14 protein-coding genes and 1 pseudogene are annotated in these 17,212 nt (G+C 67.8%); 9 read left to right on the forward strand and 6 right to left on the reverse strand.

Annotated elements, in window-relative coordinates; all coding sequences use genetic code 11:
- Positions 1-24: 24 nt before the first annotated feature.
- Positions 25-1,620, reverse strand: coding sequence for a DNA cytosine methyltransferase (locus LG380_RS12280; protein WP_225765476.1), 1,596 nt, complete (start codon positions 1,618-1,620; stop codon positions 25-27).
- A 31-nt stretch (positions 1,621-1,651) separates the two neighbouring features.
- Between LG380_RS12280 and LG380_RS12285 the strand changes: the two genes are divergently transcribed.
- A complete protein-coding gene (locus LG380_RS12285; protein ID WP_225765477.1) occupies positions 1,652-2,125 on the forward strand; it encodes a very short patch repair endonuclease in 474 nt (157 codons plus the stop codon).
- A gap of 433 nt (positions 2,126-2,558) precedes the next feature.
- On the opposite strand, the gene LG380_RS12290 is transcribed toward LG380_RS12285, so the two are convergent.
- Positions 2,559-4,466 (reverse strand): peptidase M61, encoded by a 1,908-nt coding sequence (locus LG380_RS12290; RefSeq protein ID WP_225765478.1) that lies wholly within the window; start codon positions 4,464-4,466, stop codon positions 2,559-2,561.
- An 89-nt stretch (positions 4,467-4,555) separates the two neighbouring features.
- Positions 4,556-5,461, reverse strand: coding sequence for a LysR family transcriptional regulator (locus LG380_RS12295; protein WP_225765481.1), 906 nt, complete (start codon positions 5,459-5,461; stop codon positions 4,556-4,558).
- Between the two features lie 124 nt (positions 5,462-5,585).
- Here LG380_RS12295 and LG380_RS12300 point away from each other — a divergent pair, with 124 nt between their 5' ends.
- Both LG380_RS12300 and LG380_RS12305 read left to right on the forward strand, forming a co-directional pair.
- Complete coding sequence (locus tag LG380_RS12300; protein WP_225765483.1) at positions 5,586-6,452, forward strand: pirin family protein; 867 nt, start codon at positions 5,586-5,588, stop codon at positions 6,450-6,452.
- 219 nt (positions 6,453-6,671) lie between these two features.
- On the forward strand, positions 6,672-8,615 hold the full coding sequence (locus tag LG380_RS12305) for a peptidoglycan recognition family protein (protein ID WP_225765484.1): 1,944 nt from the start codon (positions 6,672-6,674) through the stop codon (positions 8,613-8,615).
- Between the two features lie 54 nt (positions 8,616-8,669).
- Here LG380_RS12305 and LG380_RS12310 read toward each other — a convergent pair whose 3' ends face one another.
- Positions 8,670-10,265: an XVIPCD domain-containing protein gene (locus LG380_RS12310; RefSeq protein ID WP_225765486.1), complete on the reverse strand. Its 1,596-nt coding sequence runs from the start codon at positions 10,263-10,265 to the stop codon at positions 8,670-8,672.
- A 194-nt stretch (positions 10,266-10,459) separates the two neighbouring features.
- Between LG380_RS12310 and LG380_RS12315 the strand changes: the two genes are divergently transcribed.
- From LG380_RS12315 to LG380_RS15905, 4 genes and pseudogenes are all read left to right on the forward strand, one after another.
- Complete coding sequence (locus LG380_RS12315) at positions 10,460-10,684, forward strand: nuclear transport factor 2 family protein (RefSeq protein WP_225765488.1); 225 nt, start codon at positions 10,460-10,462, stop codon at positions 10,682-10,684.
- A gap of 100 nt (positions 10,685-10,784) precedes the next feature.
- On the forward strand, positions 10,785-12,206 hold the full coding sequence (locus tag LG380_RS12320; RefSeq protein ID WP_225765490.1) for a TIGR00366 family protein: 1,422 nt from the start codon (positions 10,785-10,787) through the stop codon (positions 12,204-12,206).
- Positions 12,207-12,309: 103 nt separating this feature from the next.
- Positions 12,310-13,542, forward strand: a complete 1,233-nt coding sequence (locus LG380_RS12325; protein WP_225765492.1) for a serine hydrolase domain-containing protein — start codon at positions 12,310-12,312, stop codon at positions 13,540-13,542.
- A gap of 75 nt (positions 13,543-13,617) precedes the next feature.
- Positions 13,618-14,024 (forward strand): annotated as a pseudogene (locus LG380_RS15905) (hypothetical protein).
- A gap of 7 nt (positions 14,025-14,031) precedes the next feature.
- On the opposite strand, the gene LG380_RS12335 reads toward LG380_RS15905, so the two are convergent.
- Positions 14,032-14,577: a hypothetical protein gene (locus LG380_RS12335; RefSeq protein WP_225765495.1), complete on the reverse strand. Its 546-nt coding sequence runs from the start codon at positions 14,575-14,577 to the stop codon at positions 14,032-14,034.
- A gap of 169 nt (positions 14,578-14,746) precedes the next feature.
- Between LG380_RS12335 and LG380_RS12340 the strand changes: the two genes are divergently transcribed.
- Positions 14,747-15,313 carry a lipocalin family protein gene (locus LG380_RS12340; RefSeq protein WP_225766599.1) on the forward strand — a complete coding sequence of 189 codons (567 nt, stop codon included), beginning with the start codon at positions 14,747-14,749 and terminating at the stop codon, positions 15,311-15,313.
- A gap of 237 nt (positions 15,314-15,550) precedes the next feature.
- Positions 15,551-16,519 carry a DUF3667 domain-containing protein gene (locus LG380_RS12345; RefSeq protein WP_225765497.1) on the forward strand — a complete coding sequence of 323 codons (969 nt, stop codon included), beginning with the start codon at positions 15,551-15,553 and terminating at the stop codon, positions 16,517-16,519.
- A 64-nt stretch (positions 16,520-16,583) separates the two neighbouring features.
- On the opposite strand, the gene LG380_RS12350 is transcribed toward LG380_RS12345, so the two are convergent.
- On the reverse strand, positions 16,584-16,976 hold the full coding sequence (locus LG380_RS12350) for an RcnB family protein (RefSeq protein ID WP_225765498.1): 393 nt from the start codon (positions 16,974-16,976) through the stop codon (positions 16,584-16,586).
- Between the last annotated feature and the right edge of the window lie 236 nt (positions 16,977-17,212).

Genomic DNA, 17,212 nt, shown 5'->3' on the forward strand with positions numbered 1-17,212 from the left:
AGCGTTCCTTCCCCGTATACATCGTCATTCCCCAAGGATCGCCCAGACAACCTTCGCAATCTCACGGGCGATCATTGGTGGCACCGCGTTGCCCACCTGCACGTACTGCTGGGTCCTGTTGCCGAGGAATAGATAGTCATCCGGGAACGTCTGGAGCCGCGCGGCCTCGCGGACCGTCAGACTCCGGCACTGCCGCTGGTCCCAGTGGATGAAGGCGTGGCCGTCCTTGGAAAGGTGGCTCGTGACCGTGTTCGCCACCCGGTCGCGCCGCTGGACGCGGAAGCGGTCCGCGAACGCACCGCTTGTCCAGTTCTCGTGGGCTGGCGCAAGTTGTCGCGGGAAATCGTCGCTTGAAGGGGAGCGGCCCTTGGCCTTGGCGAAGGCGGCACAGAACATGTAGCGCCCCAGGTCGGACTGCATGTGTCCGCGTGTCTCGTGGTTGAGAACGACGGTCTGCCCGGCACTCCGCAGCTTCTCCGTGAACCAGTTGCCCCCATCACCGTAATCCGCCGAGCTGCGCGGCAACGCGTGCGCTGGCTTCAGCCTTGCAAGCCGGGCGGACACGTCGACCATGTTGGAGCCGAGCAGTCTGACAATCCTGTCCCGTTCGGCCTCCATCGCCCTGCGCCACAGCCCGGCGTCATCCGCCTGCCGACTCAGACCACTGCGGAGCTTTGGCAGGCCGCCCAAGGCTGTCTCGGCCGAGACCTCCGGAACCTTGGGGATGCCCGGGATCTTCGCAATCCTCGGATGAAGGAGGTCCTCGCGGACGCCCATGATGATGACGCGATGGCGCGCCTGCGGGATACCGTGATCCTCGCAGCGGATGAGGAATGCTGCAGGATCTCCCTCGACAAGCGCGGATGTACGCTCCGTACCTTCGTCCACATGGATCGGAAGAAGGACATAACGTCCCTCCCTGCCCGTCGCCTGGGAAGATCCGGTCAGTGCGACACGCGGATCGGAGAGGTCACGCATGATGGCCGTGAACATCTCATTGTCGCCAACCTTCGACGTCAGGATGCCCTTCACGTTCTCCATGATGAAGACGGCAGGTGAGAATTCCGCGAGGATTCCGAGGTACTGCCGGTAGAGGAAGTGCTTGGTTGTGCCCTTGGTCCTGAATCCCCTCACGTTCTGCTGGCGCACCCGCCCAACCACGGAATAGGCCTGACAGGGTGGACCACCGATCAGGATCAGCTCGTCGAACTGGTCCTTCACCTTCGAAATCCTGTCAATCAGGATGCTGTTGTCCTTCTCCTCGCCAAGGGTGAGGTTCAGGGCCTCCTCTTCAGCCTGCCTCCACAGTTCGCTCCACTTCCCGCCGCCGAAATGCACCGAGGGCGGCGCCCCAGTACCCCTCGCAACCTGCTCAAGATAGGAATAGTAATCCTTCGGAACCTCACCTTCCTGACGGGTCAGAAGGCGGTAGAACGCCCTCAACCGGAGAGTGGCGTGGGCCGATTTCTCCATCTCCGCGGATACGGCCAGCTCGAACGGGCGGACGCCCGAGCCCGGGGACGGTTCAAAGCTGCTGAAACCCTCACCCAGCCCACCGGGGCCTGCGAAGATGTCGATTACTCCGACCGTGTTTCTTTTGCGCTTGGTTGTTGCTAGCAAGACTTAGGACTCTGACGATATGGTTGATGTAATGAGCGCCGTTGATCGCTCAGCATTGATGTCCCGTATCCGGGGCAAGAACACGGCGCCGGAAGTGCGCCTCCGCAAAATTCTCTGGCGAAAGGGCCTCCGCTACCGCCTTCATGGAGCGCGGCTTCCCGGCAGACCAGACCTGGTGTTCCCGCGCTGGCGCGCGGCGGTGTTCGTGCACGGCTGCTTCTGGCACCGTCACACCGGATGCCCGCTGTTCCGCCTGCCGAAGACACGGACCGAGTTCTGGGAAGAGAAGCTTCGCCTCAACCAGCAGAGGGACAGCCGCGCTGTCCACGACCTTGTGGAACGGGGCTGGAAGGTCGCCGTGGCATGGGAATGTGCCATCCGGTCCGCACCGGAGGCGGTGGGCCGGGAACTGGTTGAATGGATAAGGCATGGGGAAGGCAACATCGCAATCGAGGCCGATGGCACTACGTGCGCGACACGCGCACTCAAGTGCGCCCGTTCCTGAGCATACTGTTGCCACGGATCACCCCCCGTCAGAATATACCGCCACTGCCCTTCAGGACGATAAGACCCAACGGTCTCAGGGCCGGAGATCTCGCCCGGAATACCGTCTCGCGTCCCCCCAGTCCTAGCTCGCGGCAGAAATCCGGCAGGCAGCGAGCTGATGAGCGCAGCAGCACGTACGGTACCAGAGCGGTACCGAGGTCTGACCTCTTTTACGGACATCATCGAATCATCGTCTCTGGCCACGGCATCCCGATGGCCTGGACAAGCTGGTCACGCCTGACAAGAAGATCATTCTTCCGGACAACCCGGCTTGGCGCTCCCATCCGACGTACCTGAAGTGGCACAAAGAGCACTGCTTTAAGCGCTGACTTCTAATCTTTGACTGAGCAGTCTCCGGGCCGCATTCACAGCCCGGAGTACGCAATGCTCTCTCACTTCCTCGCAGTAAAGATCGGCGTCAGGTAGTCGCGGGTGCCTTGGATGCGCTCCAGGTGCGGGTAGCGCAGGCCGTCGTGGTAGTCGATCTGCAGGGTGCGGTAGGTATCCAGCTCCCTGACCAGCAGGGTGATCGGCTCGGCACTGTCCTTGGCCGCGCGCACGGCCTGTTCGAGCTCGTCGCCGCTGTACTGCAGGCCGTTGACCGCGACCAGTTGCATGCCGGTGCCGATGCCGGCGTTGAAGGCCGGGCTGTCCCAGCGCACTTCGCCGACCTTGCCGCTGCCGTCCACGCTCACGCCGAGCGAGTAGATGAAGTTGGCGCCGCGGCCCTTGCCCACGGCCTTCTGGTAGGCGCTGGGCTTGTCGCGGTAGACCAGACGCCAGCCGCTGGCCTCGATGCCGGCGGTCAGCCCGACGCGGCCCTCGACGCGGTCGCGCAGGAAGCTCTCCCAGTCGCCGGTGGGCTGGATCTTCTCCAGCGTGGCGACCACGTCGTCGAAGGTGTAGGTGTCCGGGCGTTCCCACACGCCATCGTCCTGGCCGAAGAAGGCGCGGGCGAAGTCATCCAGGCTGCGCTTACCGCCGCTGAGCTGGCGCAGGCGCACGTCGGCCTCCAGCCACAGCATCTGCCCGCCCTGGTAGTAGTCCTCGCTCATCTGGTAGTTGCGGTAGGGCTTGGGCTTGCGGCGGGCGATCACCGGGTCGTTGGTGGTGTCGCCCATCGAGCGCCATTCCAGACCCGGGCGGTTGTCGGCATAGGTGGCGGCGACCAGCGCCAGCGCATCGCGCGAGGCCTCCATCGGGCGCAGCCCGGCACGGGCGGTCAGCACGTTGCCCCAGTACTGGGTCTGGCCTTCGTAGACCCACAGCAGGCTGCCCTGCATCGGCACGTTGTAGTGCGGCGTGGTCAGGTCGGCCGGGCGGCGGTACTTGCCGTCCCAGGAGTGGGCGTACTCGTGGCCGAGCAGGTCGGTGCTGCCGATCTTGGCGTCCCAGCCGCTGAAGTAGTCCCGGTCCTCGGTGTTCTCGCTGGAGCGCTGGTGCTCCAGGCCGATGCCGCCGAGCTGGCTGGTGACGGCGAACAGGAAGTCGTAGTGGTCGTAGTGCTCGGCGCCGAACAGCCTGCGCGCCTGCTCGATGAGCTTGCGGTGCTGCTCGATGTGCTCGGGCTTGGCGTCCAGGTCCTTGGCGCGGTCGGCGAACACGTTCAGGCGCACCGGGCGGGTGCCGGGAGCGGACAGCTCGATGGTGCGGGCGTGGCGGCCGGCGAACACCGGCGAGTCGACCAGGATCTCGAGGTTGGCCGGCACGTAGTGCACGGTGTCGCCGTCGCGGCGGGCCTGCGGCAGCGCGCTGGCCGCTTCCCAGCCGGCCGGGTAACGCACGCTGGCTTGGTAGGTGATGGCGCTGGCGGCGTGGCCGGCCGGGTACAGCACCATCGCGTTCCACTGCAGGTTGAGCAGGTTGGGGGTCATCACCGTGCGGCCCTGGGCCGAATCGGTCGGGCTGAGGAACTGGTAGTCCATCTGCAGCTCGGTGACGCCCTCGGGCACGCGCACGTTGAAGGTGTAGACGTCCAGCGGATCGCGCTGCCAGTCCAGGCGCTGGCCGTTGGCGCTGATCACTAGGCCGGCGAGCTTCTCGATCTGGCCGGTAGGCGAGTGGTTGCCCGGCAGCCAGGCCGGATAGTGGAAGCGGCGCTCACCGGCACTGACTGGCACGGTCTGGCGCACCGAGAACACGCGCTGGCCGAGGTTGGTGGCATCGATCTCGAGCCGGACCGTGCCCGGGTAGGCGGCCTGGCTGATCTCCACGCCGCGCGCGTCGACCGTTACCGCTGCCGGCGTCGCCTGCACCCCACCGGCGCCCATCAAGGCCAGCGCCAGTACCGTCCACTGCAATCCCCGCATCCTGCTGTCCCCGAAATGGAAAGACCCGATGGTGACCCAAGCGGCGCTGCTGCGACATGGGTCGAAGGGCATGGACGCGCTCAGGCGTCCTGCAGTTTTGCGAACTCGACCGCGAGGTGGTCGACCAGCGCGCGCACCGAGGGCAGCAGACCGCGGCGCGAGGGGAACACGAGGTGGATCAGTTCCTGCGGCGGCGCCCAGTCGGGCAGCAGGTGCACCAGCCGGCCCTTGCCAAGCGCGTCGTGCACGATCATCCGCGGCAGCTGCACCACGCCGACGCCGGCGCAGGCGGCCTCACGCAGGGCGAGCATGCCGCGGGTGACCAGCCGCGGCCGATACGGTACTTCGGCCACAGCACCGTCGGGACCCAGCAGGCGCCAGACGTGTTCGTCCTGCGGCTGGCCCAGGGCGAGGCTGGGCAGCTGGCCGAGGTCGGCCGGACCCTGCGGGGTGCCGTGGCGCGCCAGCAGGTCCGGGCTGGCCACCAGCACCTGGCGGCGTTCGCCCAGCACCCGCAGTACCAGCTCGCTGTCCTGCAGCGGCGGCGGGCGCACGCGGATGGCCAGGTCCAGGCCCTCGGCGATCACGTCGACCCGGCGGTTGGTCGCTTCCAGCTGCAGCTGCACGTCGGGGCAGGTGGCCATGAACCCGGCCAGCATCCGGCCCACGCCGAAATCCAGCAGGGTGGTCGGGCAGCTCAGGCGCACGGTGCCGCGCGGCTGGCTGCGGGTCAGCTCGATCGCTTCGGTGGCGGCCTCGGCCTCGACCAGCATCGCCTGCACGTGGGAATGAAAGGTCTGCCCGGCCTCGGTGACCGAGAAGCGGCGCGTGGAACGCTGGATCAGGCGCACGCCCAGCCGTTCCTCCAGCAGGGCGACACGCCGGCTCAGCTTGGACTTGGGCTCGCCCAGCGCCCGGCCGGCCGCGGCGAAACCGCCGTGCTCGACCACCTTGGCGAAGTAGTAGAGGTCGTTGAGGTCGTGCATCACCGGTCCATCGTTCACCAGATAGGACTATGAGAGCACTTTTTGCCGACTACTGCGCCCAGCGTTGCACCCATATCGTTACCTGCAACGAGGCGCATGCCGCGCCCGCAACCGGAGCAATGCAATGAAGAAGATCAGCGGCCTGTACAGCGCCCCCCGCCCGCACTGGGTCGGCGACGGTTTCCCGGTGCGCTCGCTGTTCTCCTACAACACCCACGGGCACCAGCTCAGCCCGTTCCTGCTGCTGGACCATGCCGGTCCGGCGCAGTTCGACCCGGCACCGACCCCGCGTGGCGTCGGCCAGCATCCGCACCGTGGCTTCGAGACCGTGACCATCGTCTATGACGGCGAGGTCGAGCACCGCGATTCCACCGGCGCCGGCGGCGTGATCGGTCCGGGCGACGTGCAGTGGATGACGGCCGCGGCCGGGATCCTGCACGAGGAGTTCCACTCCCACGACTTTACCCGCAAGGGCGGCCGGCTGGAGATGGTGCAGCTGTGGGTCAACCTGCCGGCGGCCGACAAGATGGCCACGCCCGGTTACCAGAGCATCACCAGCGCCGACATTCCGGTGGTGGCGCTGGACGGCGATGCCGGCAAGGTGCGGGTGATTGCCGGCCAGTTCGGCGGTGCCAGGGGCCCGGCACGCACCTTCACCCCGATGGACGTGTGGGACCTGCGCCTGAACCGCGATGCCAGCACCACGCTGGACTTCGCCGAGGGCCACACCGTGGCGATGGTGGTGCTGCACGGCACGGTGCTGGCCAACGACAGCCAGGTCGCCCGCGAGGGGCAGATGCTGCTGTTCGACCGTGCCGCTGGCCAGGTGAAGCTGGAAGCCAATGCCGAGGCCACCGTGCTGGTATTGGCCGGCGAGCCGATCGACGAGCCGATCGCCGGTTACGGGCCGTTCGTGATGAACACCCAGGAGCAGATCCAGCAGGCGATCGAGGACTTCAACAGCGGTCGCTTCGGCCAGATGCCGAACTGACCCGCGGCGAGGACAAGGCCCGTGCACTGCACGGGCCTCTTTGTTGCTGCACGTGCACTCATCGAACCATCCCACGCCTGTGCCTTGCTCGCATGCGCCGACCCCATCGCGCTTTGGCTGGTGGCCCGGTCACAGATTGGCGCATCCATCGGTTTGGCCCCTTGCTGCAGGCGTAGAAACGGCAGCGCAGGGGGCACTTCACCGTGGGAACCGCTGATCATGAAACGCCATCACCTGGCAGCGCAGGCTGCCGTGCTCGTCGCGTTGTCCGCTCCGCCCGCCTTCGCCGCACCCACCGGAACCGCGCTGCCTGCCGAGGATGCTCTGCTCGCCCACCTGCAGCAGGAAGAAGCCGAGCTGCGCCCGCAGCGGCAGGTATTCCAGCGCCATTTCCGCCAGGCCTATGCGCGCTATCCGTCGATCCCCGCCGGCACCCTGGAGGCGATCGCCTTCGTGCAGTCGCGCTGGCAGCACCTGCAGCCCGATACCCCACTGCAGGCCGAAGCCCACCACCACATGCCGGCCGCGCATGGCGTGATGGGCCTGTACGCCGGTGATGGCTTTGCCGACCAGGTCGGCGAGGCCGCGCGGTTGCTGGGCGTGCCGGCCGAACGCGTGCGCGCCGATGCACTGACCAACATCCTGGGCGCCGCCGCGCTGCTGGATGCGCAGATCCGCCACGACCTGCCGCAGGCCGGACGCGCCGATCGCCTGGGCAGGCCCGCCAGTGTCACGCCCGAGGCGATTCGTCCGGCACTGATGCGCTACGCCGGCTTCTCGCCCTCGCCCGCGGCCGCCGCACAGGCCAGCGCGGTAGGCGAGTACGCCCGCACCAGTTTTGCCTACGACGTGCTGCTGGCGATGGACCGGGGCGTGGATGACCGCGGCATCGTCGTACCCGAGCGGGCGATTGCCTGGGAGGACGCCTTCGACGTGCCGCAGCTGGTCAAGCTGCGTGCGCCGATGCTGCGGCTGGACGTGGCCAACGACCGGGTCGAGACCGAGGCCTATGTGGTCGACCCGGTGAGCGAGACCCTGCGCGAACGCCACGCCGCCAGCGTCGGCCCGGCGACCGATGCCACCATCCAGAGCACCGACTATGGCCCGGCGATCTGGGACCCGGCATCGGCGTCCAACTACACCGCCTCGCGCAGTTCGTCGATCAGCGCGGTGACCCTCCACACCGCGCAGGGCAGCTATGCCGGGACGATTTCCTGGTTCAAGAACGCCAGCGCCCAGGTCAGCGCGCACTACGTGATCCGCAGCTCCGACGGACAGGTCACGCAGATGGTGCGCGATGCCCACACCGCCTGGCACGTGCGCAACCAGAACAGCTACACGCTGGGCATCGAGCACGAGGGCTACGTCAACAACAGCTCCTGGTACACCAGCGCGATGTACAACGCCTCGGCGGCGCTGGTGCGAAATTTCTGCAGCAAGTACAGCGCGATCTCCTGCACCAGTGCCTACAAGGGCGCGGCCAGCAGCGGCATCAACGTCCAGCCGGACAGCGTCAGGATCAAGGGCCACCAGCACTTCAGCGGGCAGACCCACACCGACCCCGGCATCAACTGGAACTGGGCCAGCTACTACAGCCTGCTCAACCCGGGCAGCGGCGGTGGCAGCGGCACGACCAAGATCCTGGACAGCTTCGAGAGCAGCGTTGGCCACTTCACCACCAGCCCGGCGTACTCGGGCAGCACCACCGGCATCTCCACCGCCTCGACCACCACCCGCGACTGCACCACGCGCAAGAACGGCAGCTGCTCGCTGCGGGTGCTGCTCAAGGACAACACCAGCACCACCGCGGCATGGAACGTGCGGCTGCTGTCGGGCACCGGAACCCCCGGCAGCAACACCACGCTGAGCCGCGCCAACGGCAGCATCGGCTTCTGGGTGTGGACCGGCGGCAGCGGCGTCAGCGTGGGCGTTGGCATCGACGACAGCGACGGCACCGAGCGCTCGACCAGCAAGGCAATCCCGGCCAACACCTGGACCTACGTGTCGTGGTCGCTGACCGATTCGTCGCAGTGGAATGCGTGGGTATCGGGCAACGGCGCGATCACCGCCGGCAGCGTCACCCTCGATGCGATCTGGCTGTACCGGGCCAACACGTCCTACGACGTCAACGTCTACATCGACGACGTGCAGATCCGGAACTGATCCGGCCCCGGGGACGCCGCAGTGGCGTCCCCGTTCCTGCCCGCCAGCCTCGCGTCAGTGCTGCGCGGGCAGCTGTTCCAGCGCGCGCAGTTGTGCGGCCAGCGGCGTGGCCAGCGCCTCTTCTGTATCGGCGGCGGCGCTGCGATGGTCGGCGTCATCGACATGGCCCTGCAGCGCCAGCACGGTGCGCGCCTCGTTGCCAAAGCACGCCTCGTCGATGCGCTGCAGGCCATTGCGACAGGCGGCCACCAGCAGCGCGATGGCCAGCCGCTCGCCCAGTGGATCGCTGGCCCGCCCGTGGTCTTGGTACAGGCGCCGCACGGCGTCCAGCGCCTGTTGCCACAGTTCGTGCAGGCGGTGATGCGGATAACGCGGGTCGCCACCGGTCACGGCGGTAGTGTGCAGCTGCACGTCGAGCGGCGCACCATTGGCTTCCCTGGCCAGCTGCAGCAGCTGGTCCGCCAGCGATGCCACGCCCCCCGTGGCGGCCCGCGCCCATGCGGCTGCCAGCGCCTCGACGTCGCTGCTGGCGGCCTGCAGCTGTTTCCAGTCGCCGGTGGCGTTGTCGGATTTCGCCAGTGCCTCGATCCGCGCAGCCAGTGCCTGCAGCTGTGCGTGGTCGAACACCAAGGTTGCACGCGTGCGTGACCGCAGCGGGCCTGTGCCATCGGCGGCGGTCAACGCCTGGTTGAGCGCTGCGATGTGGCCGGCATGATCTGCGCCACGCAGGTCGACGTGCAGGGCCAGGCAGGCATCGCCCTCGCTACCGTCCAGTCGCCGCCAGCTGGTGATCGAGGCATGGGCATCACCGGCAAGCTCCCAGCCACTGACGCGGACCTGGCTGCCATCGGCGCGCCGAAGCTGCAGCGCGCGCGTGGCCCCGTTGTTTCCGTAGGCGCCCTGCCACTGCACGCTGGACAGAGCGACCGCCTCGCTGCCCGCGACGAGCTCGCCGCTGCCGAGGAGATGCGCATAGGCCTGCTGGCCTGCCGGCTCGCCCAGCTCGAAGGTGGCGATCATCAGTCGCGCGGGCTGGGCTTCGGTATCCAGCGACACGCCCGCCCACGACAGCGGCCCGCTGCCATCGAGCCTGCGCAGCAAAGCAGTGGAGCCCAGCAGCACGCGCAGCGTGGAATCGGCAATACGCTCCACCCGCCAGGCCGTGTCCGCAGCCGCCACACCCAGCCCCGCGGCGACATGGGCAAAGCCTGCCGCCAGTGGGGTGCCGGCAAAGTCGGCCGCCTGCAGCGTCAGCCGAGCGCCCACCGGAAGGGTGAGCGGATCGAACGGATGCATTGTCGCCGCCAGCAACGCATCACCATCGGCGGATACGCTGGCCAGGTAATGGCCACGCACGCCGGCGCGGGCGCGCGGATCGGCCAGGCTGCCGCGACGCCGCGCCTCGGCCTCGCGCTGCGCGCCGGTAAGCAGTTCCATGTCGATGCGGTAATCGACCCGCCCATCGACGCTGGTGCCGGCAAACGTGACCGCGCGTGCCTCGAACAGCGAGCCGCCGGACAGCTGCAGCACATCCACGCGCTGCGCGCCGGGCATGTCGCGCTCCGGTGGCAACCATTGCAGGTGGGGCCCGGTCATGTCGGGCCCGGGAGACGGCGTGTCCATGCCGACGTGCCTGGGGGAGGCATTCATGGCGAATTCCCGTGGGGTTCCAATCGATTCTAGTAAGCGCGCCACGGGCAAACCGGGATGCCCGCGACGTTTCCTGGCAACAGTGTTCGGCGTTATCCAGACCGTGCGACACGCGCGGTTGTCACTGTGACTTCCGGCCCAGTTCTTCCGCACACGCGATCGCAATCACGTCACATGACCGACGTGGAGGCGTGATGCAGGCAGGGACAAGGACACCGCACGAGCGATGGCGGCGCTCGGCCACGGTGCTGCAGGTCGATGGCGCCATCGCCACCGTGCGGGTGGAACGTCCGTGGTTCATCGACCATCCGCAGCTGGGCCGCCTCGACGGATGCTGGGTGATCGTCAATGCGCCGTGGCGGTCCAGACGCAAGCCACAAGCAGGTGGGAGCACGCGCAATGAATACGCCACGGCATGACGTGGATCGCACAGCGCAGGCGATTCCTACAAAAGTACAGTGTCGCGCCAGGCATCCGGGTTGTTACCGTCCCGGGCCTTGTTCCCCCACCGGTACTGCCATGAGCGCTCCCACCCAGGACAGCCTGTCTGCCCGTTTCGCCCTGCGCTGCGCCCGCTTCTCCGAACGCTGGTTCCCTGATTCCTGGGTGTTCGCGGCGTTGGCGCTGGGCGTAGTCAGCATCGCGGCGATGCTCAACGGCGGTGCCGCAACCGATACCGCCAAGGCCTTCGGTGACGGTTTCTGGAGCCTGATCCCCTTCACCATGCAGATGGCCTTCGTGGTCATCGGTGGCTACGTGGTGGCCAGCTCCGGCCCGGCCTCGCGACTGATCGACCGGTTGGCGGCGCTGCCGTCGAGCGGTCGCGGTGCGGTCACCCTGGTGGCGGCGGTGTCGATGTTTTCCTCGCTGCTCAACTGGGGCCTGAGCCTGGTGTTCGCCGGCCTGCTGGTGCGTGCGCTGGCCCGCCGCACCGAACTGAAAATGGATTACCGCGCGGCCGGTGCGGCCGGTTACCTCGGCCTGGGCGCGACCTGGGCGCTGGGCCTCTCGTCCTCGGCCGCGCAGCTGCAGGCCAACCCGGGCAGCCTGCCGCCGTCGATCCTGTCGATCACCGGCGTCATTCCCTTCACCGAGACGATCTTCCTGTGGCAGTCCGGCGTGCTGCTCGGCGCGCTGGTGATCGCCTCGCTGGTCGTGGCCCATGTCACCGCGCCGGGCGCCTCGTCGGCGAAGACGGCCGAAGACTGCGGCGTGGACGTGCAGCCCACCGCGGTGGCGGCGCCGAAGAAGGCTTCGCGCCCGGGCGAATGGCTGGAGTACAGCCCGCTGCTGATCATCATGCTGGTGCTGCTGGCCGCCGGCTGGCTGGTGCACGAGTTCTCGACCAAGCCGGCGATCCAGGCCATCTCCGGGCTCAACACCTACAACCTGCTGTTCCTGATGGCCGGCGCGCTGCTGCACTGGCGCCCGCGCAGCTTCCTCGATGCGGTGTCGCGCGCGGTGCCGTCCACCGCCGGCGTGCTGATCCAGTTCCCGCTGTACGGCTCGATCGCCGCGATCATGACCAACGTCACCGGCAACGACGGCCACAGCGTCGCCCACCTGATCTCGGCCGGCTTCACCAGCGTGGCCAGCCACGACAGCTACGCGGTGCTGATGGGCAGCTATTCGGCGGTGCTGGGCTTCTTCATCCCCTCCGGCGGCGGCAAATGGATCATCGAAGCGCCGTACGTGATGATGATCGCCAACGACCTGCGCTATCACCTCGGCTGGGCGGTGCAGATCTACAACGCCGCCGAAGCGCTGCCGAACCTGATCAACCCGTTCTACATGCTGCCGCTGCTGGGCGTGCTGGGCCTGAGGGCGCGCGACCTGATCGGCTTCACCTTCGTGCAGCTGCTGGTGCATACGCCGCTGGTGCTGCTCCTGCTGTGGCTGCTCGGCACCACGCTGACCTACACGCCACCGGTCATGCCCTGAGCCACTCCGACGCCCCGCACATGCGGGGCGTTGTCCATTGCGCGCTTGACGGCTCCGGGCGCCACTGGCTATCAAGCCTGCATCCCTTCCGTGGAGCCAGCCGATGCGCCCAGCCCTGCCCCGTGCCCTGTCCGTGCTGTTGTGCATCGCCCTGCCGGCACTGGCGCATGAGCCCATTGCCACGGTGCGCGTGGCCTTCAACCGCGATGGCGTGACCGCCACGCAGGTGCATGGCCTGGCCGATGTCCGCCAGCAGCGTGCGGTCACTGCCGATGACCCGGTGCGCATCGCCTCGATCTCCAAGCTGGTGCTGACGATGGGCGTGATGCGGCTGGTCGAGGAGGGCAAGCTCGACCTCGATGCCGACGTCTCGCAGTACCTGGGCTGGCAACTGCGCCATCCGCAGTATCCGCAGGTGCCGATCACGCTGCGGATGATGCTTTCCCACCAGTCCGGGCTGACCGACGAGGCCGGCTACTGGGCCACGCCACTGGATGGCGAGACCCGCGAGCTGCTTGACGACCCGCGCGCCTGGGACCCGCATGCCCCCGGCACCTGGTTCCGCTATACCAACCTCAACTTCCCGCTGATCGCCGGGGCGATGGAACGCGCCACCGGCGAGCGCTTCGACCTGCTGATGCAGCGGCTGGTGCTGGCCCCGGCCGGGATCGAGGCCTGTTACGGCTGGGAAACCTGCAGCGATGATTTCGCCCGCCGCGCCGTGGTGCTGTACGACGACAAGGGCGAACCGGCGGTGGACGACAACCACGCCGGCAAGCCGGCCTGCAATGTGCGCCGCGCCCGCGATGGCAGCTGCGATCTTTCGCTGTGGCAGCCCGGTCGCAATGGCGGTGCGTTCTCGCCGCAGGGCGGGCTGCGGATCTCGGCCAACGGCCTGGCCCGCGTCGGCCGCCTGCTGCTCAACGGAGGGCAGATCGATGGCGCGCGCATCCTGCGCCCCGAATCGGTGCAGGCGATGACCACGCCGCAATGGACCTACCAGCCCGGCAACGGCCAGACCTGGGAAGACGGCGAGCCCGAACCGCCGCCGGGCGTGCCGCGCGCCACGCTGTGCCGCTACGGCCTGTCCACGATCACTCTGGCCAGCGGTCATCCGGACTGCGGTGATGACCCGTTCGGCGACGGCGTGGCCCGCGTCGGCCATTCCGGCAATGCCTACGGGCTGCGTTCGGGCCTGTGGATCGATCCCGCCAGCGGCACCGGCGTGGCCTACTTCGCCACCGGCATGGACGGCGCACCACTGGGCACGCATTCGGCCTACACCGCGGTGGAGGAACAACTCGCGACAGGCAAGCCTTCCAGCGAACCGCGATAAGGCACCATAACCGTCATCCCCACCCAAGGAAGCACCATGCACGGATGCCGCACTGCCTAGGCGCTTGCCGGTGGGCTGATCGCCATCGCAGTACTGCTGGCCTCGTGGCCGACCGATGCGCAGACAGTGCGCGCGGCAAGGGGCGTATCTGCGCCGGGAGCCACTCCACCGGGACGTCAGCCGCACAACTCGATGGCCCGCGACACCACGCCCTTCAACTGCGAGCAATACCGCGGCCATCCGCATCCGGGCATGGTGGGCTTCTGCCAGGGCATCGAGAACATGACGCTGCAGGACGAGGCCCGCCGGCAGGGCAGGCCCGCGCCGTCGTCATCCGTGATCCAGTGCCCGGCATGGGCAGTCCCGAAGCCAAGGCCCTGGGGTACGCCTGCATAGGGGGCCAGGCTTTCCGGCGCCTGGCCAACGGCTGGGAACAGGTCGCTGCCGCCGGTGGCAGCTGGCAGCGGTGCCAGGGCGGCTAGCGCGACTTCAGCGCGCGGGCACCCAGGTGCCACCCATCGACGTGCACGAGGCCGGCAGCGAGGCCAGGTTCTCGCCGTGGCGCTGGTAGTAGAAGCCGTCCATGCCGGTGTTGCCCATGTTGCGGCAGCTGCCCTGCGCCGGGGTCGGGCAGCGCTGCACGTACTCGATCTTCGCCGGGACACTGCCCATCTGCACGAACGCGTCGCCCAGGCCCTCGCAGGCTTTTTTGAATTCGGCCACCGAATACTTGCCGTTGGACTGCATGCAGTCGCGCACGTCCTCGTCCACTCCCAGCGCCGGAATCACCACGCGCCCGGCGATGATGCAGGCCTGCTGCGGCCCACCGCTGCCCCTGGGCTGCCGTGCCTGCAGCTGCCGCCGCACATGCTCGGCCGCGTCGTAGTTGTCCACATCCATGTCGAGGTCGTCATCGTCGTCCGGATCGAAGCGGTCCGCGCCGGCAGGTGGTGCGGCAACGCTGGGAATCGCGGCCATCCCGGCCGGAAGAAGAATGCACAGCGCAAGCAACAGCGAACGCGGGGAAATCGACATGCCATCGGGTCCTTGATGAAAGCGCCGGATCATCGGCCAAGGCATGCCGGGGCGCAACAGCATGTTCCAGCCAGCCCCGTCGGTTTTTACGGAGGCATAAAACGCCGCTGTCGATACTCGGCCTCCCTGCCCCTCCCCGGTACCCACGATGAAACGCACCCTGTCCCGCCTGCTGCTGCCGGCCCTGCTGCTGGCCGCCGCCCTGCCCGCCACTGCCCAGGAACCCGCCGAATCCGAGCCCAACGAGGCCGTCGCGTCGGTGGACCTGGACCGCTACGCCGGCCGCTGGTACGAGATCGCCCACCTGCCGATGTATTTCCAACGCAAGTGCGTGGGCGATACCACCGCCGAATACACCCCGCAGCCTGACGGCACCATGGCCGTGCTCAACCGTTGCCGCACCGAGGACGGCAGCTTCCAGCAGGCCGATGGCGAGGCCCGCAAGGTCGACGGCAGCACCTCAAAGCTGGAAGTGCGTTTCGCCCCGGGCTGGCTGTCGTGGCTGCCGATGGTGTGGGGTGACTACTGGGTGATCGCGCTGGACCCGGATTACCAGTGGGCCATGGTCGGCGCGCCCAAGGCCGACTACCTGTGGATCCTGTCGCGCACGCCGACGCTGGACGAGGGCATCCGCAAGGAGCTGATGGCCAAGGCCCGGCGCATGGGCTATCCGGTGGACAAGGTCGAGCTCACCCCACAGGGGACGGCCACGCAGGAGCAGGCCGGGCGCGACTGACGGCCCACGTGCAATGTGGCGCTCGCACAGCCAGCGCCGCTTCGTTAAGTTACGCCATCCTGGCCGCCAGCTCGGCGGCCAGACTCCATTGATGGCCGCAACGTGACCGCCTCCGCCTAGCACCCTTCGCTCGCGACCTGCGAGAACTGCCACACCGCCCTGCAGGGCCATTACTGCCATGTGTGCGGGCAGTCCGCGCATGATCCGACCCGGCACCTGGGACATGCGATCGAGGAGGTGTTCGAGTCTTTCTGGCACCTGGACGGGCGCATCTTCCGCACCCTGCGCGACCTGCCGGTTCCCGGCCGCATCGCCCGCAACTACCTCGACGGAAAACGCGTCACCTACGTGCAGCCGCTGCGGCTGTTCGTGATCCTCACGCTGTTCACCTTCTTCGTCATGAAGCTCACCGTGCACGGCAGCACGACGTTGAACGTGGTGACCCGGGACGACACCTTCACCACCGCCGCGACCGTGGCCGAAGTGGAGGCGCGGCGTGACCAGGCACTGGCCGAGCTGGACGAAAGCGTCCGCCAGGCCCCGGCGATGGCCGGGGCAATGGTCGCTCCGCGCAGGGCCCTGGAACTTGCCGCCGACCGCCGCCTGGCCGAGCTGCGCGGCGAGCCGTTGCCCACCAGCGAGGACACCGGCCTGACCCTGAACTTCCAGTCCAACGGCAAGCGCTGGGATCCGCAGACCAATCCGGTGAAGTGGGACGGCGTGCCGCAGTTCGTCAACGACTTCGTCAACCGCCGCCTGGTGCGCATGCAGGAAAACGTGCAGCGCATGGGCAACGATGCCGGCGCGTACTTCACCGCCATCCTCACCGCGCTGCCAGGCGCGCTGTTCTTGCTGATGCCGGTGTTCGCGCTGGTGCTGCGGGTGATCTACCTGCGCCGCCCGATCGGCTACCTGGGACACCTGGTGGTGGCGCTGTACAGCCATGCCTGGCTGATGGTGGTGATCCTGGCCACCACCCTGGTCAACGCCGCCGGCACCGCGCTCGGGATCTCCGACACCGGCCCGCTGATCATCAGCGGCCTGCTGTGGATGACGGTGCCGCTGTACCTGCTGGTGATGCAGCAGCGGGTCTACGGCGGCCGCTGGTGGTTGACCCTGCTGCGCTACCTGTTCATTGGCGGCGTGTATTTCTGGCTGGTGGGGGCGGCGGTGATCTACGCCGTTTTCGCCGGCATCAGCGCCTGACCCCGCACTGGATAAAAAAAAACAGGCCCCATGACGGGGCCTGTTTCGTTGTTGCCGGGTCCGATCAACGGTGCAGGACGATGTCGGCGATCACGCCCGAGGCGATGGCCACCAGCAGCGACTGGTTGTCCACGCGCCGCCACTCGTAACCGCGCGGCGGCTGGCGCAGGCCGGCGTACCTCCAGTCGTTGATGCGGACCGCACTTACGTGCGGCGGCAGGCGGTCACCGCGACGGGGGGCGACCACGACCGGACGGGCCGGAGCGTGGCGCACCACCGACGGCGGCGCATGACGGACGGACGGGGGCGCCGCGACATGACGCGGGGCAGTCACATGCTTCGGCTGCATGACCGGCGGCTTGGGGCCATGCTGCGGACCCTTGTGCGCGGGGGCGGCCATGGCCGAACCGGAGGCCAGCAGGGCGAGGGACAGGACGGTGGCAGTGATGTGCTTCATGGCGTTTCCCTTGGCTCGCAGCGTCGATGTGCTGCGGTAGGTCCAAGCTAGCGCCGCGAAAATGAACGGGCTCCTGCTGTTCCGGCCCTGCCGATGTCGCTTTGTACCGATATGTAACGAGGCGGCAACCGGTGTTTCATCGCGTGTCGGCGCGGCCTGTTCTGCTGCATTTCGACACGGATCCGCTGCCGGCACAGGTCGCGCCATCGCTGATCGATGCTGTCCTGGCGCAGTGA

Source organism: Stenotrophomonas sp. Marseille-Q4652, from assembly GCF_916618915.1.
Taxonomy (GTDB): Bacteria; Pseudomonadota; Gammaproteobacteria; order Xanthomonadales; family Xanthomonadaceae; genus Stenotrophomonas.